19 protein-coding genes are annotated in these 24,676 nt (G+C 43.6%); 9 read left to right on the top strand and 10 right to left on the bottom strand.

All coding sequences use genetic code 11. The features are described from left to right. Positions 1-17 precede the first annotated feature (17 nt). From CSUNSWCD_RS08375 to hpf, 5 genes are read left to right on the top strand one after another with little or no spacing between them, the layout of a single operon-like run. Positions 18-3,881, top strand: a complete 3,864-nt coding sequence (locus tag CSUNSWCD_RS08375) for a hypothetical protein (RefSeq protein WP_157788748.1) — start codon at positions 18-20, stop codon at positions 3,879-3,881. Between the two features lie 2 nt (positions 3,882-3,883). Continuing rightward, positions 3,884-4,486: a type II secretion system protein gene (locus tag CSUNSWCD_RS08370; RefSeq protein ID WP_034964726.1), complete on the top strand. Its 603-nt coding sequence runs from the start codon at positions 3,884-3,886 to the stop codon at positions 4,484-4,486. A 1-nt stretch (position 4,487) separates the two neighbouring features. Continuing rightward, complete coding sequence (locus CSUNSWCD_RS08365) at positions 4,488-5,447, top strand: prepilin-type N-terminal cleavage/methylation domain-containing protein (RefSeq protein WP_009495829.1); 960 nt, start codon at positions 4,488-4,490, stop codon at positions 5,445-5,447. Positions 5,448-5,494: 47 nt separating this feature from the next. Continuing rightward, positions 5,495-5,923 (top strand): hypothetical protein, encoded by a 429-nt coding sequence (locus CSUNSWCD_RS08360; RefSeq protein ID WP_244263920.1) that lies wholly within the window; start codon positions 5,495-5,497, stop codon positions 5,921-5,923. A gap of 51 nt (positions 5,924-5,974) precedes the next feature. After that, positions 5,975-6,508, top strand: coding sequence for a ribosome hibernation-promoting factor, HPF/YfiA family (gene hpf / locus CSUNSWCD_RS08355; RefSeq protein ID WP_009495827.1), 534 nt, complete (start codon positions 5,975-5,977; stop codon positions 6,506-6,508). A 358-nt stretch (positions 6,509-6,866) separates the two neighbouring features. Here the strand turns inward: hpf and CSUNSWCD_RS08350 are convergent, their stop codons facing one another. The 3 genes from CSUNSWCD_RS08350 to CSUNSWCD_RS08340 are packed head-to-tail and all read right to left on the bottom strand — an operon-like array spanning position 6,867 to position 9,152. Further along, entirely contained in the window at positions 6,867-7,322 is a 456-nt protein-coding gene (locus CSUNSWCD_RS08350) for a hypothetical protein (protein ID WP_009495823.1), read from the bottom strand. A 40-nt stretch (positions 7,323-7,362) separates the two neighbouring features. Continuing rightward, complete coding sequence (gene hemH, locus CSUNSWCD_RS08345) at positions 7,363-8,295, bottom strand: ferrochelatase (protein WP_034964693.1); 933 nt, start codon at positions 8,293-8,295, stop codon at positions 7,363-7,365. Beyond that, the gene (locus CSUNSWCD_RS08340) at positions 8,292-9,152 is read right to left on the bottom strand and encodes a Gfo/Idh/MocA family protein (protein ID WP_009495819.1); all 861 of its coding nucleotides are present in this window, start codon (positions 9,150-9,152) and stop codon (positions 8,292-8,294) included. The genes hemH and CSUNSWCD_RS08340 overlap by 4 nt, the downstream gene beginning before the upstream one ends. A 179-nt stretch (positions 9,153-9,331) precedes the next feature. Between CSUNSWCD_RS08340 and alaS the strand changes: the two genes are divergently transcribed. From alaS to CSUNSWCD_RS08320, 4 genes are all read left to right on the top strand, one after another. Further along, complete coding sequence (alaS, locus tag CSUNSWCD_RS08335) at positions 9,332-11,881, top strand: alanine--tRNA ligase (protein WP_009495817.1); 2,550 nt, start codon at positions 9,332-9,334, stop codon at positions 11,879-11,881. Between the two features lie 263 nt (positions 11,882-12,144). Further along, positions 12,145-12,639, top strand: coding sequence for a hypothetical protein (locus CSUNSWCD_RS08330; protein WP_009495815.1), 495 nt, complete (start codon positions 12,145-12,147; stop codon positions 12,637-12,639). Continuing rightward, positions 12,639-13,184 carry a septum formation inhibitor Maf gene (gene maf / locus CSUNSWCD_RS08325; RefSeq protein WP_009495813.1) on the top strand — a complete coding sequence of 182 codons (546 nt, stop codon included), beginning with the start codon at positions 12,639-12,641 and terminating at the stop codon, positions 13,182-13,184. Before CSUNSWCD_RS08330 ends, maf begins: the two co-directional genes overlap by 1 nt. Then, the gene (locus CSUNSWCD_RS08320) at positions 13,181-15,106 is read left to right on the top strand and encodes a transglycosylase domain-containing protein (protein WP_009495811.1); all 1,926 of its coding nucleotides are present in this window, start codon (positions 13,181-13,183) and stop codon (positions 15,104-15,106) included. Before maf ends, CSUNSWCD_RS08320 begins: the two co-directional genes overlap by 4 nt. A gap of 412 nt (positions 15,107-15,518) precedes the next feature. Here CSUNSWCD_RS08320 and CSUNSWCD_RS08315 read toward each other — a convergent pair whose 3' ends face one another. The 7 genes from CSUNSWCD_RS08315 to CSUNSWCD_RS08285 all read right to left on the bottom strand — a co-directional run bounded on the left by CSUNSWCD_RS08315 (position 15,519) and on the right by CSUNSWCD_RS08285 (position 24,081). Next, on the bottom strand, positions 15,519-15,908 hold the full coding sequence (locus tag CSUNSWCD_RS08315) for a hypothetical protein (protein ID WP_157788747.1): 390 nt from the start codon (positions 15,906-15,908) through the stop codon (positions 15,519-15,521). Then, entirely contained in the window at positions 15,857-16,615 is a 759-nt protein-coding gene (locus CSUNSWCD_RS08310; RefSeq protein ID WP_009495805.1) for a hypothetical protein, read from the bottom strand. The genes CSUNSWCD_RS08315 and CSUNSWCD_RS08310 overlap by 52 nt, the downstream gene beginning before the upstream one ends. Positions 16,616-16,973: 358 nt before the next feature. After that, positions 16,974-19,346 carry a tetratricopeptide repeat protein gene (locus tag CSUNSWCD_RS08305; protein ID WP_009495801.1) on the bottom strand — a complete coding sequence of 791 codons (2,373 nt, stop codon included), beginning with the start codon at positions 19,344-19,346 and terminating at the stop codon, positions 16,974-16,976. A 312-nt stretch (positions 19,347-19,658) separates the two neighbouring features. Next, positions 19,659-20,417: a hypothetical protein gene (locus tag CSUNSWCD_RS08300; protein WP_009495799.1), complete on the bottom strand. Its 759-nt coding sequence runs from the start codon at positions 20,415-20,417 to the stop codon at positions 19,659-19,661. Between the two features lie 84 nt (positions 20,418-20,501). Further along, on the bottom strand, positions 20,502-21,185 hold the full coding sequence (gene cuyB / locus CSUNSWCD_RS08295) for a cysteate racemase (RefSeq protein ID WP_009495797.1): 684 nt from the start codon (positions 21,183-21,185) through the stop codon (positions 20,502-20,504). A 64-nt stretch (positions 21,186-21,249) separates the two neighbouring features. Beyond that, positions 21,250-22,593 carry an anaerobic C4-dicarboxylate transporter gene (locus tag CSUNSWCD_RS08290; protein ID WP_009495795.1) on the bottom strand — a complete coding sequence of 448 codons (1,344 nt, stop codon included), beginning with the start codon at positions 22,591-22,593 and terminating at the stop codon, positions 21,250-21,252. An 87-nt stretch (positions 22,594-22,680) separates the two neighbouring features. Further along, the gene (locus tag CSUNSWCD_RS08285) at positions 22,681-24,081 is read right to left on the bottom strand and encodes an aspartate ammonia-lyase (protein WP_009495793.1); all 1,401 of its coding nucleotides are present in this window, start codon (positions 24,079-24,081) and stop codon (positions 22,681-22,683) included. Positions 24,082-24,676: the final 595 nt, after the last annotated feature.

The following is a 24,676-nucleotide window of genomic DNA, read 5'->3' as shown; positions in this document are numbered from 1 at the left end:
CAATTAATGGAGAAAAAATGAATTTTTTAAGAATCTTTACGATTCCTTTACTGATAGCTACATGTTGCTGGAGTGAAACATATACCGACAAAAATGGACTCACTCATACAATGAGCACAATGGTTAGCCACGGTAGAGAGCGCGGTATAGACAATAAGCAAACGCCTGATTTTAAAAAGCTACCAATTTATACGATAGTAAGCGGTGAAAAATCTGAGGCTAAAACAATATACGGCGACGTAGAGATCATCGGCGCTAGTATCCTCAAGATGAAAAACGGAGGATATAATTTTGAGCCTACACCATGGCAAACCTCTATCTCAGAGGTAGTATACGAAAATGAAGACTTTGGATACACGACAAACTCCGCGAAAGCTACCTTTAACTTTTCCGACATAAAAGATCGAAATGGGGGCAGTATAGACAATGAAATAACCGGGAAAAAAATAGTATTTGCAAGGCTATTTTGGGCCGGACGTATTGTTGGTCGCAGTCAATACCAAATGACGAGAGATGGGTATTTTAATATAATAAAGGATTTTAATAAGATAAGATTCAAAACCCCCAAAGGCATATACGATTTAACCGCCCTAGAAGAAAACACCTACTGGGATGGTTCATATAGCTCGCATGACAGATCTTTTAGCTTTCAGTATCAAGCTAGCGTAGACGTAACACAATTAGTTAAAGACTCACTAGGAAATACTGCGGCTAGTAGAACATTTAGCGCTGGCGACATAAAGACTACTGTAGAAAAACCTATTTTGGCCGTTATAAACGTAGATGGATCGTTTAGAAACGTATATACTCCTCGTTATGGCGGATGGGCTTTGGCAATAGTTTACGACTTCGGTCCATCAAGCGTACAAAGAATAAAACCAAAAGGCGTAAATATATATGAAGGCATAAGCGTATTAACTCCTATAAATAGAAGCTTGGGACTAGAAAGAAGCGCCACTGTTAAATTTGACGGCTTTTTTACTCCATTAAACGGCAATATCGTCTCTAGCTTTACGGCTTTATCTTTTGGCGCCGCCAAAGAAATCAGTGCGGAAAAAATAGAAATAAGAGAGGATAGCACAAAGCCTTTTAAATCTGTAGATGATGGGGGATTAAATAAAGCGGGAGAGCAATTTAACTCTACTATATCAAGATTTGGAAAGCATCTAAATTCAAGTAAAAAATACAATGCTAGTATGGATCTTGACACCTATGATATAACAGATAAACTAGGAAACGGTCAATCTAAGGCCGAAGTACGACTAACCGCACAAATAAAAGGAAATTCTGGTGACGAGGCCACTCTTGGCATGGTTGCTTTTTCTACCGACGCTTATATACCAGAGGTTTGCTATGTGGAAGAGCTTTTTGTGAGTTCAAACAACGGCACTAGCTTTGCCGAAGTAAGCACTGATCCTGGTGCCAAAACAGTTGTCAGCAAGGGCAGCATACTAAGATCCAAACTTAAAGTCACCAACGAAGGCAACGAGGATGCACACTTCATAGAAGTATCAGCTTTAATAGACGAAAAAAGCGCAAAGTACAAGGAAAATACTACCTATGTAAATCCATACACCACAAACTCAAGTTTTACGATCGGCACTTTACAAACCGACAATAGTCCAACAGGCCTACAAAGCGTATTGCCACTAGATAAAGGTATAGCTTTTAACATAGGACAAGGCGCAACAAGATCTCAAGGTGGAACGATTAAGAAAAACGACAATGCTTATATCCAATACGATATGACGCTAAATAAAGAATTTAAATTAGTGAATTATGAAGTAAAATTTAAAAATGATCTTTTGAAACTTAAATATGGCGGCGTACTTAACCCGTGTCAAGGTAATAAAAAATACTACCTAGCCATCATGGATCCAGGTAAATACAAAGTCGTAAATGAAAAATTCGCAAAAAAAGGCGATAATGAAAATTTATTTACTCAAATTGCAGGAAAGCCATTTGATATCAATATTGCTTTCTTATCTAATAGCTTAACAGCAGGTCAAACACCAACAGGCCCTAGTGAAACGCAAAAAGTCAGACTAGATGTAGTAACTAGTTGTGATGCTACTGGAGTTTCAGTCTTAAACGGCCCTAAACCTGCAGTAGAACTTGACGAAAATCTTGGGATAGTAAAAGTGCAAGGACTTTTGATAAATAATGCCTATAGTAAGCTATTTTTTAATATTTCCGTTTTCGATAAAGAAAAAAACGCTTGGGAATCCCAATGCGGTTATTCTGACGTCTTTGCGGTCAGGCCGGAGAAATTTGTCGCTCAAAACAACGGATCGATCGTAACCACTTCAGAAGGCTCCCCATTGCTACTAGTCGGTGGCACCCCATATACAAACGTGGGCATGGCTGCAGTTTATGGCACCAACAATATCGCAGACGGTTATGCTCAAACCCTAATAACCGATATGTCGCAAAGTGATGATAAAGATAAAAAACAAATAGTAAGATTTACACCGATACTATCTACTACTTGTGAAAATGCGCTACCTGCTACCGTGGTGTCAAATTTAAAAAACATTAATGCAAAAGCCGTATTTAGTCAAGGTAAAGGCGTGCTAAATAGCAATAGTAGTACGAATTTTTCATATCCTGATATAGGCTTGACCAAGCTGTATATAAAGGATGCAAGCTTTACGTCTGTAGATAGCGTTGAAGACGACTGTGTAAAACATAGCGATGCCATAACAAAAGACGCAAATGGAAAAGTCGGCTGCGACATCAAAGGCGAAATGTTTTTAAGCTTTGCGCCAGATTCAATAGCTATTTCCAATCTAGTAGTCTCAAATTTCTCCAACGATATGACTTACCTTTCAAACGATAGAGCCATGAGTTCTGCCGCTACATTTGATATACAAGCGCGTTTAGGAGATAGCGCTAGTAGTGTTGCAAAATTATATACAAAAAGTTGCTACGCACAAAATGTTAATTTTAAGATGGATATAGATCAAATCATTCCCGGTTATACCGATAATAACGGCGAAACGACAAACTCAGCAACCACTAATACTGCTGTTTTAGCAAGAAACCTTGCGAGCGTAAGAAACGAAGTAGTATTTTTTGACAATAACGCCGGCACCAATGCAACAAAAGTGACTCCTAGCACAGCTAATGATGGTAAATATAGAGTCCTAGCAAATGCATTTGCCGATAGCGATGCTACAGCAAAAGTAAGTATAAGATTTAACTTCGCTAGAGCTACAAATTTGGCTAAAAACCCATTTACAGTTTCTAGCGACGTATTTACATTTAGCAACATCTCATCTACGGCTTCTCCTACTATGGCTAGCGCTACCGGAGCTACATACGTTAAACCTGCGGGCACAAAAATAACAAACACCACCTTTTACTACGGTCAAGTATATGCACCGACATATACCGGACCGGCAACTGGTTTTAATGCGGATATATACTATGGCATCTACTGCAATGGATGCAGTACAACAAAATATCCTTTGATAGCAACAAACAACGCACTGCCTCAAGCGAATCATTGGTTTAAAAATACGGCTCACAATAATGTTATTCAAGGAACGCACGGTGTATTTACAAATGCCGCTACCACAACAGTAGCCGCAACCAACGCCATAGTAAATGGCGTGGAAAGCGTAAGGCTATCAAGCACCATAGCCGGAGCCGATATCGTATTAATGAATGGTTCAAGTTGGTTAATATTCGATCCTTCTAACGCAGCGGCTACCGCAAATCGATTTATCGTTAACTTCACCTCAAACAACTCATCTTGGGGCGGACGAGCACTTAATGAAAAAGGTAATGACGTAGGAGTGGGCAACGTAGTAGGTGCGGACGGCCAAGGCAAGTTGAACAATATCGTCAATAAACCAAGCAAGAGACTAGAGTGGTAAATATGAAAAAAGGCTTTTCTTTACTAGAGCTCATAGTAGCCATCGTCATTATAGGCTTGACGATGGCTGCCTTGCCGAAAATATTTTCTACAGTATCAGATAACAACAAAATGGCTGTAATACAAGAGACGGTTATGGACTCCAAAACAAGACTCGCCATCATATCTACGGCATCATGGAGTTGCACTGGAGACGCTAACTATGAGCGACTTTCGACTCCTATATTTGGAGGTTTAAATAATTTTTATACCACAAACAATATACCGCAAGAAGGCAGAAGAATATTTTCCACTATCGCAAGAACAGGAGTAGCATGCGCAACATGGGAAAATAGTACTAGAGATTTAGCATCGTTTAACAATATAACAACACAGATAAGGAGTACTGCCGGATACGATAGAGATAGTATAATAACAGCAAATTTGGTTAGTAGCATTGGCTTATCCGAGGATATGTCTGGAGCAAACAATCCCGACATAAGGCGAATTGGCGTAACGGCAACTACTCAAAATACTGCGGGTCAGGGAGCCAGTCACACCATAACCCTTAGAGCATATTCGGCGAATATCGGTACAAGTCCTGATATCTATACTAGGTCATGGTAAAATGAAAAATACAAGAAAAGGATTTACTCTAATAGAACTTACAGTGGTACTAGTAATTACTGGATTACTAGCTTATGCAGGCATTCAAGCTACACTAAATATCTACAAAAACTATTTGCAAAGTAGAGCTATAAATACGCTCGAAACGCAAACTGAGCTAGTTTTAGAGCAAATTTCAAAAAGGCTTTCTATACGAGTCAGAGGCTCTACAATAGGCAAAAAACCCGACGGAACTATTATCCCGACATCAGCTGTGGGACTAGATGCTACATATACTATCTTAGAATGGGTTAGCTATAGCTACGAAAGCTTTCAGGATGGAGGCTGGAGCGGCATGGCCGACCTAGACAGTCCACTTACATCTACTAGAAATGCCGCAGATAATAGTGGCACAATAGCAACTCCAGGAAGTAGGCTGGTTACGCCAGTGTCAAATGAACAAAGTACTGCAAATCAAAATATAAGCGACCTAACAATCACCTCTAACAATCTAGCAGCTGGAAGGGCAAGCATAGCAAATCAAAATATAGGCATAATGTTTAAAGGAGTAAACATAAACCCTCTTAGATCTTTCGGATATAACAAAACCCAAGCTCAATCAGTAGGCGTAGTTACAAATTTAACCACCAACAACAATGCAATAGCTTTTAGAAATTACCGCTCGAATTTTATATCTGAACAATATTATCTACTACATACTGCATATGCCGTTGCACCGGGCGCTACAAATCCAAACGGAGACTTTGATTTGTTGCTTTACTACAACTTTAGACCATGGATCGGTGAAGAGTATGATGACGCCAATACTCCATCAAGCTTGCTAGCTACAAACGTCACTAGATTTAACTTTACCGAAGCAAACGGAGTTATGGCGTTAAAATTATGCATAAGAGATGCCGGTAGGTCTCTTAGCCAAGCCGAAGCAGAAACTACGGTATGCAAAACAAAGGCAATCTACTAATGAGAAAAGGGTTTAGTTTAATAACAGCAATCATATTTGTAGTTTTAGTGGCTACATTGGCTATGTTTTCGATAAACACTTCGGCAACTACCGCAAAACAAACATCAGACGTATTCTTGCGAGAACAAGCCGAACTCTTAGCTCAGGGCGCTACCGAGATAGCCATTTTTAATCTCCTAAACACAAATTTTACACAAGCAGCAAACTGCACATTGTTAGACACAAATACCAATATAATGCAAACGACTTTTCCAACCAACAACGTAGCAACGTCTTTATTTGCCGTAACCGTAACCATCAACAAAGTATTCGGAGCTATCGGGCTTTGCGACGGCACTGCCGGTAGAGGCACAGCAGTAATTCCAGTCGGTACATCTGCATCTATAGGAACGATAATACTGGACGTTACGGTAACCTCAACAAAACCAAACGTCTTTCCGGTAAGATATACTAGACGAACGATTCAAAAACTCTAAAATAATACTTTATATGCTATAATGCTAGCACTTTAACGTAAAGGAGAGATGATGAATCTAAGCATCGTAGGTAAACAATTTGACCTAACAGACTCAATCAAACAACACATAGAAAACGCATTTGATGCGCTTAACAAATACGGACTGGATATTATTTCGGGTCGTTGCGTAGTTTCTGCGGACGAAAAAAACGGCAAAAAAGGCTTTAGCGTAGAATTTGCGCTAAATTTGGCAAAAAAAGATACGATCGTAATCCGCCACAAAGATAAAGATCTATACGCTGCAGTCGATCTTGCGCTTGAGCGCGCATCAAAAGTACTTCGTCGCGAGCACGACAAAAACACCACCGTCAAAAACAAAGACGATGGCAAAGCTGTTAGAGCTTCGATCGCAGACGAGCATACGAGTGACAGCGAAGTAGATGAGATAATCCCTATGGAGCTTGAGCTGTATAAACCCCTAGAGATCGAGGAAGCTATGCAAAAGCTAAAAGATAGCGATGCGCAGTTTTACGTATTTAACGATATGGACGCCAAAATGCGCGTGATCTACAAGCGCTCTGACGGCAAATTCGGACTTTATTAATCAAATTTAGGCGAGATAAACTCTCGCCTTTTTACTTTTTCAAATATACAAAAACTACTAATCAAATTTCAATCATTTATTACCGACTTTGCGACGCATTGCTTAAATTTTAATGATATGCAAATTTGTGTAACACCGATAGGTAGTTTTAAATATAAGTTTGAAAAGCTATTTTTAATTTTGATGATTGTAAGAGAAAATAGCCATTTTATGTGAAATTTTTTCATCAACCAAAAACTCCATAGGCAACCACACTCAAAACATGCAAATTTAGCCTCGGCGAGCTTTTAAGGCTTTGATTCTTAATTAAATTCAAATTTCATGCCGATTCTCGCCGCGACTTAAAACTACACCAAATTTACACGATGCCCAAAACCGTACTTAACATCGACGGATTTTTATTTTGTAAAGATTGCTGTTTTTCTAGCAAGGAGTTGCTTTGCAAGCTGGCTCGTAGCTCCTTTTCGTATTTAGTCAAAAGCTCGTCTAGCACGGTTTCAAGCTCATCTCTTAGGCTTTTTTTCATATCGGTATTTAGCCCTAGAGCCTCCAACAGCTCCTCTTTTTTGATACTTAGCTTTTCCTGGATTTTTTGTTCGTTCATCTGTGATAAAAATCCTGCCGCGCCAAGCTGCGTAAGAGTATTTTTAAAACCTTCCACATCAGGCTCTTTGGCGGTTTTTATCGGCTCAACGGCTTTTTTAAGCTCTTTTTCAAAGTCGGCGCCTTTTGCCGCCTTTGCAGTCTTTTCTATGGCTTTTTGCGCAAGCTCGGCCAAAATCTTTTGGATAAATTTTTGCTCTTCGATCGTCATTTCGCATCCTTTATAAAAGATATGCTATAGCAAGCAAATTTTATTCCTTAGCTTTGTCTGCTATAAATTTAGCAAATTTTTCACTATCGTTTGGACAGCCCACGACGTCATAAAAATCAAAATTTAACTCACTGGCGATATGACGAAATTCATTTGAAAGCTCAAAAACGGTTTCAGAGTTGTCGATACAAAACGAGATCGGATAGATGAGCGCTTTTTTATCTTTTAGCTCGGCTAAGACCTGATTTAGCGAGGGTTCGAGCCATTTTACGGGACCGAGTCTTGATTGATATGCCAGCATCGTTTGCTTAAATTTAACCCCTCGCTTCTCCAAAATTTCGGTTAAAATTTGAACATGACGCTTGACGTGCTCCTCATATATATCGCCCGCATCGACCATCTTTTGCGGCAAAGAGTGAGCCGAAAATACCAGCGTTATCTCGCCCGAGTTTAGATTACTTGCAGCTTTTTCGATGTCATCCGCGACAACCTCGTTATATCTCTCATCCTCAAAAAACGGCTCGACGATTTTTACTTTCGCCTTTAAATTTAGCTCGGCTCGCGCCTTTTCAAAGTCGCTTATACTAGACGTTACGGTCGTAAACGAATGGTGCGGATAGAGAGGGAAAACGACGACCTCCGAAGCCTCCGTAAACTCAGCCAAAACGTCCTTTGCAAAAGGCGGCGTATAGTTCATCGCAAATGTCGCCGTCTCGTCGTCCTCTAAAAAATGCGAAATTTTACCGCAAAGCCTAGCCGTAAGCTCGCAGATAGGCGATTTGCTGCCGATTTGGCGGTAGTTATTTTGCGCGGTTTTTAGGCGAGATTTGGTTATCATAAACGCTACGAATTTGCGCAAAAGCGGGCTTTTTATCCCCAAGATATACGGATCGTTAAACATATTTTTTAAAAACACCTCAACCTCGCTAAGGTCGTTTGGTCCGCCCATATTTAGTAGTAAAATTAGCCTCATTCGCAAACCTCCTGAGCCTTTAGTGCGTCTTCGAGCGTACTTAGATCGCTTTTTGCGCCGCAACATGCCTGATAAAACTCGTTAAGCAACGCTTTAATCGGCGAAACGTCGCCGTAAACTTTCAAATTTTGCTGCCCGTCGAGTGTGTATTTGTTTAGCTTAAGGCCCAGCATATCACCAAAATACACGCCCCCGTTCGCGGCAAATTCGATCGTAAAGCGTTCTGCTTTAAAGCGCTTTGAGTTGTGGATACTAGCTAGCGTCTGGTTTTTAAATTTAAGCTGGAAAAGCGAGTCTGTTTCGCTTCTTTTGTCGTCGTTTTGGATTGAAACTTTATTGCTAAAGACTATCTCGCTACCGGTTATAAATCTTGCGACATCGATGTTTTGTAAAATTTCAAGCTGCAAATTTACACCCCTACTAAACCCTCGAGCGATATTTATCGAAAAAATATCTTTTTCTTTGGCGAGTTCTTTTTTTATAGAGGCGATAACGGGATTAAATCTATCAGTAAAAGCCACATAAGCGCCTATATTTTGGGATTTAAAGCAGTATTTTAGCTCCCTTATCTCGCCTGATTTGCAAAGCCAAGGATCAAGCATAATAAATTTTATAAAATTTAGGCATTTTGGTATCAAATTTAGATATTTATGCGTATCAGTGACGATAATAGCGTCGATCCGTACGGAGTCCAAAAGGTCGTTTATATTATCGTAAAAAGGAATCCGTCCGCAAATTTCGCTATTTTTAACGCCGTCAAAAATCGCCGCCATCTCGAAGTGCTCGGAGCGACGAAGCTCGTTATAGTAGTGCTTCGCGTCGTTTCCAAATCCTATTATCGCAACTCGTTTTTTCATAATATTTTTTCCAAAATTTAATGTTTTTTAGGCAATTATAGTAAAAAATAGTAATTAAACGGATAATGCGAGCGATTTTTAAATTTTACCAACGCCTTTTTATAGCAGGCCTCAAACAAGTTTTATCAAATTTATGCTAAAATCAGCCCTATTTTAAAACTTTAATCAGGAATAAAACGATGGATATTAGAGAAGCTTATTTAAATTTTTTCGCAAGCAAAGGTCATGAGGTCATCCCGTCAGCGCCGCTAGTGCCAAACGACGCTACGCTACTTTTTACAAACGCCGGCATGGTGCCGTTTAAGAGTATTTTCACCGGCGAAGTACCGCGCCCTACCCCGCCGATCCGCACGAGCTGTCAGACCTGCATCCGCGCAGGCGGCAAGCACAACGACCTAGACAACGTCGGCTACACCGCACGCCACCACACGTTTTTTGAGATGCTCGGAAATTTTAGCTTTGGCGAGTACTTTAAAAAAGACGCGATCGCGTATGCATGGGAATTCGTCACGCAGGTGCTAAAACTACCCAAAGACCGCTTGTATGTCACGGTTCACGAGAGCGACGACGAGGCGTTTGCGCTATGGGAACAGCACATCGCAAAGGAGCGCATTTATAGATTTGGCGATCACGATAACTTCTGGCAGATGGGCGATACGGGGCCATGCGGACCGTGCTCGGAGATATTCTACGACCAAGGCGGCGAGCATTTTAACACGCCTGAGGACTACATGGGCGGCGACGGCGACAGATTTCTTGAAATTTGGAACCTGGTTTTCATGCAGTACGAGCGCAGTAGTGACGGCAAGCTAACCCCGCTACCAAAACCTAGCATCGACACAGGCATGGGGCTTGAGCGCGTCACGGCGATAATGGAAGGCAAATTTAGCAACTACGACAGCTCGCTTTTTATGCCACTTATAAACGAAGTAGCCGCGCTTTGTGGCAAGCCGTACGCTTACGAGAGCGGCGCTAGCTACCGCGTCATCAGCGATCACATCCGCTCGGTGACTTTCCTACTGGCTCAGGGCACTACATTTGACAAAGAGGGTCGCGGATATGTGCTTCGCCGTATCCTGCGCCGCGCGATCAGACACGGATATTTGCTAGGTATAAAAGAGCCCTTTATGTACCGCCTCGTCGATAAAGTCTGCGAGCTAATGGGCGGCCACTACGCCTACCTAAATGAGAAAAAAGCGGCGGTAAAAGAGCAAATCAGACTCGAAGAAGAGAGGTTTTTAGCCACGATAGCGAGCGGACTCGAGCTTTTTGAGAGCGAGCTAGCGCGCACGAAAGATATTTTTAGCGGCGAGGCAGCGTTTAAGCTTTACGATACATTCGGCTTCCCGCTAGACCTCACGGCCGACATGCTACGCGAAAAAGGACTCAAAGTCGATGAAGCTAAATTTGACGAGCTAATGAGCGAGCAAAAAGCGCGCGCTAAGGCTGCTTGGAAAGGCAGCGGCGACAAGAGCGCAAAGGGCGATTTTAAGGCGCTTTTAGAGAAATTCGGCGAAAATAAATTTAGCGGCTACGAGGAGCTTGAGCGCACGAGCAAGGTTTTAGCGCTGCTTGACGAGGACTTTAAAGAAACCCAAATTTTAAAAGCAGGCGAGCAAGGCTGGGCGATGTTTGATGTGACGCCTTTTTACGCGCAAAGCGGCGGACAAGCGGGCGATAGCGGCGAGATCGCGGGCGCAGCCGACGTACTAGATACGCAGAAGTTTTTTGGGCTAAATTTATCAAACGTCGCGGTTAAAAAAGAGCTTAAAGTCGGCGACTCCGTGAAGCTAAAAGTAAGCGAGCAAAGAGCCGAGATCGCGCGCCATCACAGTGCCACGCACTTGCTCCACTCTGCGCTTAGAAGCATTCTAGGAACACATATCGCGCAGGCCGGATCTAGCGTCGAAGCAAACAGACTCAGATTTGACTTCTCGCATCCAAAAGCCGTAACGGCAGAGGAGCTAACGAAGATCGAAAATTTTGTCAATGCCGCGATTAGCGAAAATATAGAGGCGAAAACCGAGATAATGGACATCGAGGACGCCAAAAATAGCGGCGCAATCGCACTATTTGGCGAAAAATACGCCGATAAAGTGCGCGTGCTAAGCTTCGGCGAGGTTAGCAAGGAGCTTTGCGGCGGTACTCACGTGGGAAATTTAAGCCAGATCGGCGCGTTTTTCATCACAAAAGAAGGCGGCGTGAGTGCGGGCGTACGCAGGATCGAGGCCGTATGCTCTAAAGCCGCGCTAAATCTCGCAAAAGCCTGGCGCGGCGAGATCGAAGAGCTAAAAACCGAGCTAAAAAGCGCCGAGCCTATGAACGCGGTAAAAAAACTAAAAGCCGAGATAAAAAGCCTAAAAGATAAATCTAGGCAGGCAAAAGACGCACACGCGCTAGCCGTGGTGAACGTAAACGAGACAAAGCTTTGCGTCGCGGTGATTGACGGCGGCGATATAAAGACAACGATAGACGAGTTTAAAAACGAGAACGAAAAGGCCGCGATCCTGCTCGTACAAGTAAACGAAGAGGGCAAAATCGCGCTAGCTGCAGGCGTGAAAAACGCGGATTTGAAAGCGGGCGAATGGGTCAAATTTACAGCTCAAATTTTAGGCGGAAATGGCGGCGGCAAGGATGATTTCGCCACTGCAGGCGGTAAAAACGTGCTTGCGATCGAAGACGCGATCAGGCAGGCGTTTGAGTTTGCTAAAACGAGGCTTGAAAAATAAGCTCGCATAGGTCAAATTTAAGAAAACTGCTTAAATTTGACCGCAGTTTTGCGGCATGAAATTTAAAAGCGAATTTGAGCTGGTTGTGGCAAGATCAAATTTGACGCCGCAAAGCAAATTCAAAATTTGCATTTTGTGAGCCGAGATAAAATTTAAAGGAAAATATAAGTTTATGAGTTTATTTTATTCGCGTATTTTGGCGCCGAGTTTTACCGCCGTCAAATTTGCTTTAGCGCGAGAAAATTTTAGATCAAAGGGGACGAATGCCCGAATTTAACATAGCCTTTGCAAAGATTAGCAACGCCCTACCCTTTATCCATATTCTCTCAGTGGTAGTTTTTATCGGATTTCAAGCAAATTTTTTACTCATCGCTAAATTTTTTATGAAAAATATCGAGGGCGATACGCAAAAATATCAAATGATGATCTCTATGTTAAAGCGCTTGGGCTATGCCGTTTATAGCTCTATCATAGTTATGGGGATAACAGGCGCGATACTAGCTAAACAAAATGCGATCAAAAATGCCGATCCTATGCTAAACACGATCTTAACGACGAAATGGGCGATCTGGGGATTTTTATTTTTAAACGTCATTTACGTCACGTACCGCCTAAACAAAGCCTCAAAATCCCTGCAAAATAGCGAATACATCGAGCTTCACGAAAACCTCATCGTTACGATTTATTATTTCATCCCGCTAAACGTCGCGTTTGCGCTGCTGGCGGCGTATCTTGGCATAGCATATAGGGAGTTTTGATGATTATTTTGGCTTCGAGCTCGGCTACTAGAGCTAAGGTTTTGCGAGATCACGGCGTTAAATTTGAGCAGGTTTTTTTCGACTATGACGAGGGCGGCGTAGATAAAAATTTACCACCGCACGTCTACGTCCAAAAGATCGTTGCGGCAAAAAAAGAGCAATTTTTAAAGGCGAACGAAAACGTAAAAAACGTCGTTTTTGCCGATAGCGTCGTAGTATGTGGCGGTAAAATTTTAGGCAAAGCTAAAGACAAGCAAGAGGCGCTAAAAATGCTACAAATGCAAAGCGGGAGCACTGCTAGGATCGTAACCGCGATGATATTTTTGGGCGAGAAATTCGAGCTTTTTAACGTCAGCTTTGCCGAGTATAAATTTGCTAAATTTGACGAAGCCGACCTACAAAACTACCTATCGGGAGATCTATGGCAGGGCAAGGCCGGAGCCATGACGATAGAAAATTTCAACAAAAAATACATCCTAAGCCAAAACGGCGAAACTAGCACCGCAATGGGGCTAAACGTGAAAATTTTAAAGGCCTTTTTATGAGAATTCTAGCTTCGATTTTATTTATTATCTTTGTTTCGCTGAGCGCGGCATTTGTTTATCTTTATTCGCAAGTCACCTTTGACGCGTCAAATATCATCAACTTCAAGCCAAAGCTCACGACTCAAATTTACGATAGAAACGGCGAGCTCATCGCAAATATCTTTGACGAAAACAGGATCTACGTCAAGTACGAGGACATCCCACCGCGCGTCATCGAGGCACTGGTAGCTATCGAGGATACGAGCTTTTTCGAGCACGGCGGCGTAAATCCCGAGGCCATCACGCGAGCTATCGTTAAGGACATAAAGGCGGGCAAACTAGTCGAGGGCGCTAGCACGCTCACGCAACAACTCGTTAAAAACATGGTATTAACCAGAGAAAAAAAGCTAACCCGTAAGCTAAAAGAGATGATCATCTCGATGAAGCTGGAAAACGAGCTAACCAAAGAGCAAATTTTAGAGCGCTATCTAAATCACGTCTATCTAGGGCACGGCTATCACGGCATAAAAACCGCAGCAAAGGGATACTTTAGAAAGGAGCTTAACGAGCTCACGCTAAAAGAGATTGCTATCCTAGTGGGCTTACCAAAAGCGCCCAGCACTTACGACCCGACTCGCCACCTAGATCTATCGCTAAGCCGCGCAAACAACGTTATATCAAGGATGAACGCGCTAGGCTGGATCAGCGACGCCGAGTACAAGGCCGCGCTAGTCGAGCAGCCCGTAGTCTTTGACGATACGCTCACGCAAAACAAAGCCCCGTACATCGTGGACGAGGTGCTAAAAGAGGCCTCAAAGCGCTTTGAGGATATAAAAACCGGCGGCTACGTCATCGAAACCAGTGTCGATTTAAAGGTGCAAGATATGGCGTCCGAGGCGCTAAAATACGGCTACAACGAGATACTAAAACGTAACAAGGACGCAAACGCCAGTATCCTAAACGGCGCTATCGTCGTTACGCTACCAAAAACCGGCGAGATCCTCGCGCTAGTAGGTGGCGTAGACTACGCCAAAAGCAGCTACAACCGCGCCACGCAGAGTATGCGCCAGCCAGGCTCTAGCTTTAAGCCTTTTATCTACCAGATCGCCCTAGATATGGGCTACTCGCCGATGAGCAAGGCCGCGGACATTTCAAGAGTCTTTAACGAAGGTAGCCAGTACGAGTGGCGTCCGAAAAACTATAGCGGAGGCTTTCAGGGCTATATCACGCTGCGCGAGGCCTTGCGTCAGTCGCGCAACCTCGCCACGATAAATTTACTCGACGAGATCGGGCTTGATACGGCTTATAAAAAGCTATCCGAGATGGGCTTTAAAAACATCCCTAAAAACCTTTCCATCGCGCTTGGCAGCTTTGGCATCTCGCCATTGGAGTTTGCTAAATTTTACTCGATGTTTCCAAACGGCGGCGAGATCGTGGAACCAAGCCTCATCAAACGCATCATAAACTATCAAAATTTAGAAGCGGTTTTTGAGCCTGAGCGGACGTTCGTCACCGAGCCCGAGCAGGCCTATCTGATGACAGATATGATGAAAACGGTCGTGGAGCGCGGCACGGGACAAAGCGCCAGGCTAAACGGCGTGCAGGTCGCCGGCAAGACCGGCACGACGAACAACAACATCGACGCGTGGTTTTGCGGATTTACGCCCGAGGTCGAGGTAGTAGTATGGTACGGCAACGACGACAACACGCCGATGAGAAAGGTCGAGGGCGGCGGACGCACGGTGGCTCCGGTGTTTAAGAAATTTATGGAAAGCTATATGAAGGAGTATCCGCTAAAACAAAAAACCTTCATCGAGCCAGAGGGCGTCTTTCATACCGCGTACGAGGGCCTGATCGAAGTCTATACGAAGATCTCGCCGGTACCGAAACAAGACGCGCAAGATACGCTAATTAAACAAGACGACGAGAGGCTGATTTTTTAAATTTGACCCAAAAGCCGGCTAAATTTGAGCGATTTACTGCTTAAATTTAGCTGCCGCTTCGTCAAATTTAAACCCATTTGCAAAGCACCTTTTTACTCTTACTTCAAATTTATGCTCGGTTTTTACGGTCAAATTTGATCTTGTTTGCAGTTTAATCCAAATTTTAAAGCGGTTTTAAATTTGCTTGTTAATTCTAGTCTCATCAAATTTAAGCTTGCTCGCAAATCCAAAATAAAAGACGCAGTAAAATTTAAAGCCAAATTTAAACAGTCTAAATTTTACAAAACCTATCAAATTTATCATGCGCCGCAAATTTGACCAAGCCCCAAAAAACAAGCCGTGTCCGTGCCGCTTAAATTTACCGCCGCACCAAGCACAAAAACCGTATCAAACGCCCCTCAAATTTGCAAAATTACGCTTCGTCTTTTGGTATATACGTACTTCGGTTAGACAGATAGCATGCCGCAAAGACAACCAGACAAGCCGACAATACGTTTGAGCCATCCAAAAGCAAACTCACCGTCTTTTCGTCATTTCTAGCGATCAGAGCCGCTACTATGAGCACAAGCGGGTACAAGATCAAAGCAATACTAGCTAAATTTCCAACCGTAAAAATCACCAAGCAAAGTCGCTGATTTTTTATAAAAAATTTGCTGTATTTTTTAGTTGGGTGGCTTTTTAGGTAAATTTTCGTGAAAAAATACGGCAAAATCAACACAACACCAAGGTATGCAGCTCCTAAGATGTTTCCTATAAAGCTCGCAAACCACGAAACCATAAGCACAAACCCGATAAACGCCATACTAGCGCGCCTGATAAGTCTATGCACGTCGTAACGGTTTTTTGGTCCCAAGGTATTTGATCAAATTCCACGTCCAGGTCGTTTAGCTCGCCGAGTCTTTCCTCTACTGATTTCGCGCTTTGAGCTACTAAGCCAGACCCCCTGCGAAGATCTGCAGCTTCGGGTGCGGGCTCATATGAGCTTTTGTTGCGAGAGTAGCATATCGCAAAAACAAGCAAGCAAATCGGAGCTACGACAAGGCCATATAAAAACGCATAATCGCCGTATTCGCCGCCGCTATCCTTCACGAAAAACGACCCGATAATAAGCAAAACCGGATATAAAATCAAAACTATGCTGGCAAAATTTTCTATCCTAAAGGCTAGAAAACTATCCCACTGATCCCTCACAAAAAGATAGCTGTATCGTTTGGTTTGATCTCGTTTTAAAACATAAATCGTCCAGAAAATAGGCGCAACTATCATCACGGCACCCCAAATGTAGCTAAAAACTTCAGGCGGCAATTCTATGCCGTTGCTTATAAAAAAAGACTCCATATACGACGCTAGGATCGAAAAAAGATAAAAAAAGGCAAACGTCGACGACCAGTACATCATAACCGCCCGCCTGATAAATCTATGCCTATCATACTGCCTTTTATCATCCTCAGAGATTGCGGCAAATTTCTCGTCCAGCTCTTTCATCTCGGCTTGAAATTTTGCGTTCACGGCCAGCTCCTTTACAAGCGCTTATTTTAGAAATTAAACCAAATTTGACGTAGTAAAGCGCCTAAATTTGGGGATTAAATTTGATAGCAAAAACGTAGCTACGTTTTGAAAATTTTACGTTTTGCCGCCGCTTGGCAAATTTAATCAGACAAAAAGTCAAATTTAATGTCAAATCACTTTAAATTTGACCCGTTTTCCGTAAGATATCTACGGATAAAAAGATAGCGCCGCGTCCTGCACAAGCCAAGCCCTAGTGCAATGGTTAGAAGCGCGCCGCCTATTTACGGCGATCAGACTCAAATTTAGCCGAGTTTTCAGGCTAAATTTGAGCGGGCTTAAAAGTAAAATAAGGATAAATTTACTCCACGAGCTTCATCTGCTCGGCGCAGATGGCCTTCCATGAGCTTTGCAAATTTGAGCTGACGCACTCCTGCAGATACGGCTTTGCTTCGTTTTCGCGTTTTAGTTTGATGTAGATTTCCGAGATCTGAGCTAGCGCGCGTAGTCTATTTTCGGGATCTAGGCGCGTATCTACGAGATCTTGCGCGGCTTGCAAAGCCTCGTCCAGCCTATCTAGCTTGCTTAGTGAGCCGATGTACTCAAAGTCGATTTTCGGGCTAAAGGTGGCGATATGCAGGCGTTTTTGTAGGTCGATCGCCTTTTTGGCGTAAACCGACGCGTTTAAAAAGTCGTTCGCGCCGTACGTCGCCTCGGCCATGCGGTCGTAGAGCTCGATGACTTTAAAGTCGTTTTTGCGTAGCGTCTCGACGGCCGTTATCGTCGCGACGGCATCTGTGAGCCTGCCTAGCCCCATCAGCGCCTCAAATCTATAAAAAAGCACGGGCGAGACGTCGGCATACTCCTGCCTAGACGCGATAGCCAGCGCCTCGTCGGCTACGCGCAAGGCGTCGTTATACTTCTGCGTCTTTATCAAAACGGAGGCTAGTTTGATGAGCCACTCCACGCGGTCGAGCATGTCTGGCGCAAGGATATTTTGCGAGGCGAGCTCGTGCGCGGCGGCGAAGCGAGAAAGGCGCATATAGCAGTCAAAGAGCTTAAATTTAGCTCCGATTTTCTCGCCCACGCCGTAGTTTTCGGTCAAATTTACAGCCGTAACGCAGTCGTTTTGACGGATGGCTTCATTTGCCAAATTTAACGCCGCCTGATCCAATACCGCACTAGCGTCCGTATCGTTTAGATCGCGCACGGCCTGGGTATAGCGTAGGACGGAGTCAAATTTACGCTCTTTTAGATAGAGCGCGACCTGCTCTTTTAGCGCCTTGGCGCCGACGTCCGTTTTACCGTATTTTTCGATGAGCGCGTCGTAGTGCTCGTGCAGCTTGGTCGCGTTGTTCTCGTCGTTTCTAGCGAAAAATAGCTTATCTAGCGCATTTTGCACGATAGCGGCATACTGTCCGTCCGCAAACTCGCTTTGGTATCTTTTTAGATATTCGTATGCTTTTTGCGTGTCTGGCGTGCCCGTTAGTGCGATACCTAGATTTTTTAGCACGGTTTCATACTCATCGTCGTTTTTATTTAGGCGCGCGAGTAAAATTTCATATATCCTCGCGGCGATATCGTCCATATTTTTCTCGTGAAATACCCCAGCCAGCGTCGTTAGCTTGGACGCGTCGTTTAGCAGGTACTCTTGATTTCTGTTTAAGATTTTAAGCATAAAGTCCTTGGCGCGGTCAAATTTGGCCTTGTCGATGCTGCCTTGCACGAGGCTCAGAGCCGCACGGCTAGCGACATCTAGCGTCTGCGCCGAGTATAGCACATCCTCGTACATCTTTACCGCCTCGTCCTGCCTGCCCGTGACGTAGAGCCTGTCGGCAAACTCAAGGACGGCTAGCTTGGTAAAATTTGAGTTTGGATGCTCGTTCATGAGGATATCTAGCGTGTAGTTCGCGTCGCTAACGAGCTCCTGTCTGAGGTAGGCTTTGGTCACTAGATAGAGCACCTCGGGATAGTTTTCGTCCGACACGAACCGCCTCATCCACGCGCGACCCTCGCTTGCGACATCCGCCGCGCCAAGGCCTTCAAAGCTATTTTGCGAGTCTAAAATTTTATCCAAAGCGCGCAGTCTGTATAGCAAAAACTCGCTGGCAAAAATGCTGTTTGGGTAGCGCCTTAGCGCCGTCTGGATCGTGGCTATCGTGTCGTCGTAGCGTTTGGCATCATAGCTTTTTTTCACATCCAGGTACATATTTATGTCGTTGCTATCGCTGCTTTCTATCGGGGCTTTGTTTAGATCGAGCGGTCCGACGCTAGGAGCGGTCATCTGCTCAAATATCGGGGCGAAATTTATCCCCGCGTTTGTTTGCTTTTTAAATTCGCTTAAATTTTGATCTATCACGATGGCGTGGCGTTTGGCTGCGCCGCCGTTTTTACTAAACAGCACTGTGGGCGCGCCATAAAGAGGCTCGTTAGACGAGATCAGGCGGGAGCTCGCACGCGGCACGACGTAGATACGCATACCGTCCTTTTCCTCGCGAAATCTAACTTCAGCTAGGGCTAAAATTTTATCGTCGACTTTCGGCAGCGCACCGCTAGCTACATCGCAAAAATACAGCTTGCGGTCGTAGGCGAGGATCTCCTCTTTGCAGACGAATTCCTTCTCGTCGCTGATGTTTATCACTGTGTAGGGCCTGCCGTCCTCTGCGCCCGAATTTACGCTCAGGCTAAAAGAAAACGCCAAAATCGGTAAAAAAATCAAAAAATATTTTCTCATGCGGCCATTATACCCTTTTTCGTTTAAAAAGCGCTATAAAAGCGAATATCACGCGCTTTTGAGGCGATTTTTTTACTAAATTTCACGCATCTGAATTAAATTTTATTTAGCCTAAATTTAACTTTGGCATAAGAGAAAATTTGGATTTTAAAGCGTTGCGGTTGCGAACGGTTTTTAGTTCGGCAGTCAAATTTTACCCGCTCCTCCAGCCAAAAACCATACCTGCCGAGTCAAATTTGACGTTATGACGCCGAGTTTTGAGATTAAATTTTACATAGCCTCGGCGGATAAATCCATCCGCCAAATTGCTAGCTACTGCACCGTTTTTACGATTTTAACCAGCTTAAAGGCGTATCCGCTAAATTTCACCCTACAAAGCGCGACCGTGCCCTTCATCTGCGGCTCTAGCTTAAATTTAGCCACAACGTCGGCGCCATTAGCCTGCACGCACACTGTATCGCCGTCTTTTACCTTCGCAGCCGCAGCAAACGACGCCGAGCCGATTAGTTCTTTCGTTTCACCGTTCAAATTTGAACCGCCCGCCTCATCCATAAAAAACACGACGCTTCCGTCAAAGCTCTCAGGCTCTTTTAACGGCGTTAGCTTGCCGTCCATTTTAAACTCGCCCTGCTCGCCGTCAGCCAAAACGACGTTTTTACCGAGCATTTGCAAAAACTCGAATATGTTTTTCGCGTCCGAATGCGCCAAAAAGGAGCTATCGATCACGATATTTTCGCACTCATCTAAAAACTCCGCGATCTGCTCAAACTCCTCCTCACCGACGTTGCACTCGCCGCTTAGGTATCCTTCGTCAAGCCCCTCAAAGTATTCGCGCGTTTGCTCGTCAAATTTAGCCGCGTCGAGTGAATATTTGCAAAGCAGCGCCAGCACGTAGCTAACCGAGCCGATCTCGCAGCGAACGAGGTTTTCGGCGCCTAAAATTTTATCCTCAAAGCAAGAGATATATAAAAACTCATTTTGCTTTATCTGCTCCGCTAGCTGCGGGTTTTGCTCGCAAAGCAGGCTTGCCAGGCTCAAAGTTTTTGCATTTTTAAATTCGCCAAATTTCATCGTTTATCCTTTAAATTTAGCTTGGATTTTATAAAAATTTGTTTTAAGGGGGGGTAAATTTGCGCCGATTAGACGCAAATTTGGTTATTTTTCTAGGCCGAATTTGACGGCTGCTTTAGCAAGCTCGAGGGTGGCGTCTACGAATTTATCTTTTTTCGTCGCGTACGGTAAAAATAGCGGTATCTCCGTGCAAGCCGCGATATATGCGTCAGCCTCGATAGCCGCGATCGTGTCGTTAAAGAGACCCACGTACTCTTTTAGCTTGTTTGCTTTTGCGCCTTTATAGATGCAGTCCATGATGTTTGTCATCAAATTTTCGGGGATTTTTACGCACTCTAGGCCCGCGGCGATCAGCTCGTTTTCGTAAATTTTAGCCGCGGTCGTGCCGGTGGTGGCGATGACGGCGATCTTTTTAGCGTGCGGGAAATTTGACTTTATCGACGCGGTCGCGATTTTAGCTATGTGCAGGATATTTACGCCGCACTCGTCGGTTAGACGCTTGGCAAAATAGTGAGCCGTGTTGCAAGCTATACAGATAGCCTCACAGCCCGCGTTTTTGAGCCTCGTCGCGGACTCTTTCATAAAAGGAAACGGATCCTCGCCTCCGTGCAGGATATACGCCGTGCGGTCGGGGATCTGCGGATGGTTGTCGATTACGATGGGGATGTTGTCCTGGTCTTTTGCGGCGTTTGTGAGTTCTACGATCTTAGCGTATAGATCTATCGTAGCTAGCGGTCCCATGCCGCCTAAAATTCCGATTCGTTTCATGAAAAAGTCCTTAAATTTAAAAAAGCCGAGAGCGAAGTCTCGGCTAAATTTAGCTCTAAAATCCTTAGATAAGAACAGGAGCGATGAGGAATGCTAACGCAACCGAAAGAGCAACCATGATGGTGCCAGGCACGAAGAATGAGTGGTTAAATACAAATTTACCGACTCTTGTCGTACCGGTATCGTCCATAGCGATAGCGCCCAAAGTCGTAGGATACGTAGGAAGTACGAATAGTCCTGAAACAGCGGCAAATGAAGCAACTAGGATCCAAATTTGACCTGAGTTTTCAGGCGTAGTCATACCTAGCGCAGCAGCGACCGCAGGCATCATAACGCGAGTGGTTGCAGCTTGGGAATATAGCAAGCAGCTTAGGAAATATAGCGCGACGGCTAGTATAAACGGATACTGCGTAACGACGTTTTTAGCTACCTCTTTGATGCTGTCGATGTGTCCGTTAACAAAAGTAGTGCCTAGCCATGCGATACCGATGACGCATATGCACGCGTTCATACCGCTTTGGAAAGTGCTGGTTGAAAGCAATTTGCTAGTATCGACCTTACAAAGTGTAGCGATAAGGAAGCCGATAGTAAGCATAAAGCTGATGATAGCAGCGTCTCTAGATAGGATAGGTTTTGCCACGATGCCAAGGCTCTTTGAAATAACGAGCGCATAGCAAACGACGACTAAAACGCCGACGGCAAATATCGCAACCGATCTTTTCGCATAAGGTTTTAGAGCTTGATACTCTACCTCTTTGATCTCGGCGACCGCGCCTCTAGCAAGTCTGTCTTGATAGATAGGGTCTTTTGAGAGATCAAGATCGTAAAATTTATTTACGATAAAGGCTGTAACGATCATAGCTACGAAAGTGGTAGATATGCAGATGAAAAGTAGCATCGGATAGCTAACGCCAAGAGGCTCGCAAACGCCGGTCATAGCAACGAAAGCCGCAGATATAGGGCTGGCGGTGATCGCTACTTGAGACGAAACGACCGAAAGCGCAAGAGGCGCGCTAGGTTTGATGTTTTGCGTTTTAGCAACCTCTACGATAACCGGGATCATAGAAAACGCAGTGTGACCAGTACCTGCTAGGATCGTAAGCAGATAGGTAACGATAGGCGCTAGGTAGTTGATTTGTTTTGGGTTCTTGCGCAAAATTTTAGATGCGACCTGAACCAAATAATCAAGTCCGCCCGCGACTTGCATCGCAGTGATGGCCGAAATAACGGACGCGATGATTAAAATAACGTCCATCGGGATATCTTTCATATCCACTTTCATACCAAGCATCGCCAAGATAACGACACCAAGACCGCCGGCATATCCGACGCCCATACCACCTAGCCTAACGCCTAGATAGATACCTCCAAGTAGGACTATAATCTGTAAAATCAGCATTATATCCATAGGAAAACTCCTTGTATTAGATTTTTTTACTTACTAAATTTAAAAGGCGCCAAATTTGACTTCGGCGCTCCACGACTTTATTCTAAATTATTTACCCATGTGAGGGTTTAGCATATTTTTAGGCTCTAGGATCTTATCTATCTCCTCTTTTTTCAAATATCCTCTCTCTAGGCAGATATCGCCTACGGCTTTGCCTGTTTGCAACGCTTCTTTAGCGATGCTTGCAGATTTTTCGTAGCCGATGTATGGGTTAAACGCAGTCACGATACCGACTGAGCCAAGTACTGATTTTAAGCATGCCTCAGGATTTGCGGTTAGTTTTCTGATAGCTTTTTCGGCTAGGGTTTTCATCGCATTTTCAAGGATAAAGATCGAGTTGAATAGCGCGTAAGCGATACCTGGCTCAAATGCGTTTAGCTCAAATTCGCCTCTTTCGCTGCAAAGCATGATGGTTACGTCGTTGCCGATTACCTCGTAGCACGCCTCGCCTACGACCTCTGCGATGACCGGATTTACTTTACCCGGCATGATGGAGCTGCCAGGCTGCATCTGTGGTAAATTTATCTCGCCAAGACCGCATCTTGGGCCTGAGTTCATTAGTCTTAAGTCGTTTGCGATCTTGCTTAGGCGAACGGCTGCAGTTTTTAGTGCGCCGCTAACGTGAACAAAATCAGCAGTGTCTTGAGTCGCTGCGATGAAATCGTCTGCAGGTTTGAAGTTTACGCCGGTGATTTGGCTCAAAATTTTATGAACGGCGACTTTGTAATCAGGATGGCAGTTGATGCCCGTGCCGATCGCAGTTGCACCCATATTTAGCACAGCCATAGTCTCTCTTGCGGCTGTGATTTTTTCGATATCGCTTTTGATGTAGCTTGCAAATGCGTTAAATGTGTTGCCAAGAGTGGTAGGAACGGCATCCTCTAGCTCGGTTCTACCCATTTTGATGATGTCTTTAAAATCTTTTGCTTTAGCCTCTAGCTCACTTTTTAGTAGCTCCATAGCCTTTAAAAGATCTGTTAATTTCGCATAGGTAGCGACTTTAATCGAACTTGGATAAGAGTCGTTGGTGCTTTGACCGAGGTTAGCATGGTCATTTGGATGAAGGTACTGATACTCGCCTTTTTTATGTCCTAGGCTTTCTAGCGCGATGTTTGTGATAACTTCGTTTGAGTTCATGTTGGTGCTAGTGCCCGCACCGCCTTGAATCATGTCTACTACGAATTGATCTAAATATTTACCCGCAATTATCTCGTCGCACGCTTTTGCGATAGCGTCAGCTTTTTGCGCATCTAGAACGCCAACTTCTTTGTTTGCCAGAGCTGCGGCTTTTTTGATTTGGGCAAATGCTTTTACAAAATATGGATAGTCTTTGAGCTGTCGTCCGCTCATATGAAAATTCTCAAGCGCCCTAAATGTTTGTACGCCGTAATATACATTATCAGCTATCTCTAGCTCACCTATGAAGTCGTGTTCTCTTCTGGTTCCCATATTGGTACTCCTTGTGATGAAATTGAATAGTGAAACTATAGCGCAATTAAACTGATATTTAAATTAAAAGTTTAATTTTCTATTTATTTTTTTATTACTATTTTGTTATTTTTATCTATTCATGCTAGCTTAATTTATCTTTAAAGTAGCCAAAATAACGCAATTATTGCAACTTTTAAATATTATATATTTTTTAAATACAAGCACCAAATAAATTAGATAATGTTTCTAAATTTTAAAGTATTAACTTTTTATTTTATTATTCTATAGTTAAAATAGAGCTTAAACTTAAAATGTTATATTAATTTTTCTTGAAAGAGTTTGATGGTTTGAATTTTGATTTTTTGAGCGGTTTGACGGCTATAAATTTTATATAGTTTTAAATTTGTATTTTTAATGCAGACTGACAAAAGCTTAGTTTTTTATAATTTAAGAAATTTTCGAGCATTAAATTTAAATCTGCTTATTTTTATATATCTGGTTTTTACTTTATTTTTTAGGCCCATGTAGTAAATTTGACAAAAGCGCTTCTAGTTATGCGCTATTATATAAATTTTATAAAATTTAAAGCTAAACCTTATACACATAAGGCTTT

The sequence above is a fragment of the Campylobacter showae CSUNSWCD genome (assembly GCF_000313615.1).
Taxonomy (GTDB): domain Bacteria; phylum Campylobacterota; class Campylobacteria; order Campylobacterales; family Campylobacteraceae; genus Campylobacter_A; species Campylobacter_A showae_A.
The sequence above is the reverse complement of the archived record's forward strand: the minus strand, read 5'-3'. Positions and strand labels throughout refer to the sequence as shown.

What these genes read in the sequence shown, in the direction of transcription:
- CSUNSWCD_RS08285 (WP_009495793.1), bottom strand. Translation starts at nt 24,081, where the DNA reads ATGGGAACCAGAAGAGAACACGACTTCATAGGTGAGCTAGAGATAGCT.
- CSUNSWCD_RS08320 (WP_009495811.1), top strand. Translation starts at nt 13,181, where the DNA reads ATGAGAATTCTAGCTTCGATTTTATTTATTATCTTTGTTTCGCTGAGC.
- alaS (WP_009495817.1), top strand. Translation starts at nt 9,332, where the DNA reads ATGGATATTAGAGAAGCTTATTTAAATTTTTTCGCAAGCAAAGGTCAT.
- CSUNSWCD_RS08375 (WP_157788748.1), top strand. Translation starts at nt 18, where the DNA reads ATGAATTTTTTAAGAATCTTTACGATTCCTTTACTGATAGCTACATGT.
- CSUNSWCD_RS08370 (WP_034964726.1), top strand. Translation starts at nt 3,884, where the DNA reads ATGAAAAAAGGCTTTTCTTTACTAGAGCTCATAGTAGCCATCGTCATT.
- hpf (WP_009495827.1), top strand. Translation starts at nt 5,975, where the DNA reads ATGAATCTAAGCATCGTAGGTAAACAATTTGACCTAACAGACTCAATC.
- cuyB (WP_009495797.1), bottom strand. Translation starts at nt 21,185, where the DNA reads ATGAAACGAATCGGAATTTTAGGCGGCATGGGACCGCTAGCTACGATA.
- CSUNSWCD_RS08300 (WP_009495799.1), bottom strand. Translation starts at nt 20,417, where the DNA reads ATGAAATTTGGCGAATTTAAAAATGCAAAAACTTTGAGCCTGGCAAGC.
- CSUNSWCD_RS08330 (WP_009495815.1), top strand. Translation starts at nt 12,145, where the DNA reads ATGCCCGAATTTAACATAGCCTTTGCAAAGATTAGCAACGCCCTACCC.
- CSUNSWCD_RS08350 (WP_009495823.1), bottom strand. Translation starts at nt 7,322, where the DNA reads ATGACGATCGAAGAGCAAAAATTTATCCAAAAGATTTTGGCCGAGCTT.
- CSUNSWCD_RS08305 (WP_009495801.1), bottom strand. Translation starts at nt 19,346, where the DNA reads ATGAGAAAATATTTTTTGATTTTTTTACCGATTTTGGCGTTTTCTTTT.
- CSUNSWCD_RS08290 (WP_009495795.1), bottom strand. Translation starts at nt 22,593, where the DNA reads ATGGATATAATGCTGATTTTACAGATTATAGTCCTACTTGGAGGTATC.
- hemH (WP_034964693.1), bottom strand. Translation starts at nt 8,295, where the DNA reads ATGAGGCTAATTTTACTACTAAATATGGGCGGACCAAACGACCTTAGC.
- maf (WP_009495813.1), top strand. Translation starts at nt 12,639, where the DNA reads ATGATTATTTTGGCTTCGAGCTCGGCTACTAGAGCTAAGGTTTTGCGA.
- CSUNSWCD_RS08365 (WP_009495829.1), top strand. Translation starts at nt 4,488, where the DNA reads ATGAAAAATACAAGAAAAGGATTTACTCTAATAGAACTTACAGTGGTA.
- CSUNSWCD_RS08315 (WP_157788747.1), bottom strand. Translation starts at nt 15,908, where the DNA reads ATGGCGTTTATCGGGTTTGTGCTTATGGTTTCGTGGTTTGCGAGCTTT.
- CSUNSWCD_RS08340 (WP_009495819.1), bottom strand. Translation starts at nt 9,152, where the DNA reads ATGAAAAAACGAGTTGCGATAATAGGATTTGGAAACGACGCGAAGCAC.